Annotated in this window: 2 protein-coding genes; both read right to left on the reverse strand. The window is 63.9% G+C overall.

The annotated features are described in order from the left end of the window. Positions 1–1664, reverse strand: a 1664-nt coding sequence (locus A3A5_RS0118350) for an SNF2 helicase-associated domain-containing protein (protein ID WP_018312002.1), incomplete at its 3' end; no start/stop codon positions are given. 159 nt (positions 1665–1823) lie between these two features. After that, positions 1824–2207 (reverse strand): site-specific integrase (locus A3A5_RS41765; RefSeq protein ID WP_026200891.1); only part of this gene is annotated, 384 nt, incomplete at its 5' end.

A 2207-nucleotide genomic window follows, 5' to 3' on the forward strand; every position in this document is an offset into this window, starting at 1 on the left:
CCTGGGTTCTTGATCGCCTGCGCTTCGTCGACAATCGCGAGGCGCCAGCGTATCGTCTGCAGCCCAGGTTGGCGCAGCAGCGCGCCGAAACTGGTGATCACGAGATCGGTCCGGGCGAGCTGCACGTCATCGAGTCCGCGCAGTGTCTCGGACGGCGTAACGGAGGGGTGCGCGACCAGGACGCGCAGACCTGGCGCAAAGCGCTCGGCTTCCGCGACCCAGTTGGCCAAAAGGGAAGCTGGCGCGACCAGGAGGCTGGGGCGTGGCTCTGCCTGTTCGCGCTTCAGGATCAAAAGCAGGGCGAGGATCTGGATCGTCTTTCCAAGCCCCATGTCGTCGGCCAAACATGCACCCAATTCGAGTCGGCTGAGCAGGTAGAGCCACTGCACGCCCGCTTGCTGATAAGGCCGCAACTGCGCCCTCAAATCGCTGCCTGGGTCGACGCGCGCCAACCCTTGCGGTTCGCGCAAGTTCTGAAGGGTCTCGGCCAGCCAGGGACCGGCCACGACCTGCGTCCAGTCGCGTGTTTCGGACGCTTGCGCATCATCGCCCGACACGCCTGCCAGCAGGCGTAGCGCGTCGTTGAGTGGCAGCCCCGATTGCGCGGCTTTCTCAAGATCCTCAAAGCGTTGCAGGAGGCGGCCGAGCCTTTTGGTATCGACCTCAATCCAGCGGCCGCGGATCCACTGCAGGCCGTCGGCGCCCTTGAGCAGATTCCGGACTTCGGCAGGACTTAACGGTTCGCCCTCCAGCGAGACCGCCATGTTGAAATCGAGCAAGGCATCCTTGCCGACCAGAGATGGCGGTTGGGTGCCCACACTGGCCGTCACGGTGGGGCGTGCGGGGCGGCCGGTCACCCACGTACCGGGCAGTCGAACGATGATGCCGGCAGCTTCGAGCGCGGGCAAATCGTTTAGCAGGCGATAAGCATCGGCCGGCGTCCAGCGCAACGGATGATAAATCTCGCGCGAATCGAGCATGGCCCGCACCCAGTCGCAGCACTCGGCCGCACGCTGAACGGGGACCAGCAAGGATAGGAGCTGCGTCTTGTTGCGCGCTCCAGAGAATTCCTCGAGCGAGCGCGACAGGGGCTGATGCTGAGTCTTGCCGTGCGCGGAGATGCGCGCCGTATAGGTCGCCAGAAAGGCAAAGGGGGCGTCGGGGTCTTTCCGGTTCTCGGCAAGATTGAAATGCACGCGGCCCACCAGATTCCAGGTAGGATGCCGTGACTTGAGAAAGGCCTGCAGCGAGCCCCCTGCGCTGGCCAGCTCCTGCCGCAGGGCGAGGTCGATTTCGCCCCACAACGTTGCAAGGACGGACGGCGTGAGATATTCGATGCCCGTCATGGGTGGTGCATCGCCGATCAGCCCTTCAAGGTCCGGGGCGTTTGGCTCGGCGACTGCAATGTCTTCGTCTTCGGCCGTCGTACACACCGCGGTGACATAACGTACGGCAAAGTCGCGCCACCATGCCCACGCGCTTGGCAATGGCCGTCCGATTGCCGTGCTGCCGAGATAGAGCAGCCCATGTCCCGCGCCGGCCTGGAAGGCACCGCCGAACGCGAGATCCTTCGGCAGAGGGGGCGCGTCGGTTTGCGGTACCGCCAGAAGATGGCCCGCTGGCGTAATGTGGGGCGCAAGATGATCAGGATCGGTCGTAGGCATGCTAGTCGCAGGGAGTGCCACCAAGTGCGAGTGCAAAATCCCCCATCAGCCAAGCTGCCGAGGTGTACTGTGCGAACTGCCGCGGTGATCGGGGTGCCCTCAAGAAACGGATTCTAGGATTTTACGTTCGTTAAGCCGGCGGACTTTCACCAGACGTCCTCATTTTCGGGCCGCGAAGGCCTGTCGCATCTGCCTCGCCCGTTCAAGCTCATCGCCATGCAAATACATCGATGTCGTGGCGATCGACGCATGGCGCAGGTTGTCGCGCACTGCGGTGAGCTGGGCCCCCCGGGCCAACGCATGGCTGGCATGACTGTGCCGCATCCAATGGGGCGTGGCACGGCGCAGCTTTTCGGCGGCGACCGGGTGATCGGCCTCAATGGCGTCCGCGGCCTGCGCAAAGAATCTTCGCAACACGCGCCAAAGATGAGGGCCAGTGATACCGGCATTGCCGTCTTCCCCCAGACTGCCCACCAGGGGCGTCTTCGGATTCCACCGCTCCCGGCTGACTGGCAGTTGCCGCTGTGCCAAGTAATGGTCTAG

It is taken from the genome of Cupriavidus sp. UYPR2.512 (assembly GCF_000379565.1).
GTDB lineage: Bacteria > Pseudomonadota > Gammaproteobacteria > Burkholderiales > Burkholderiaceae > Cupriavidus.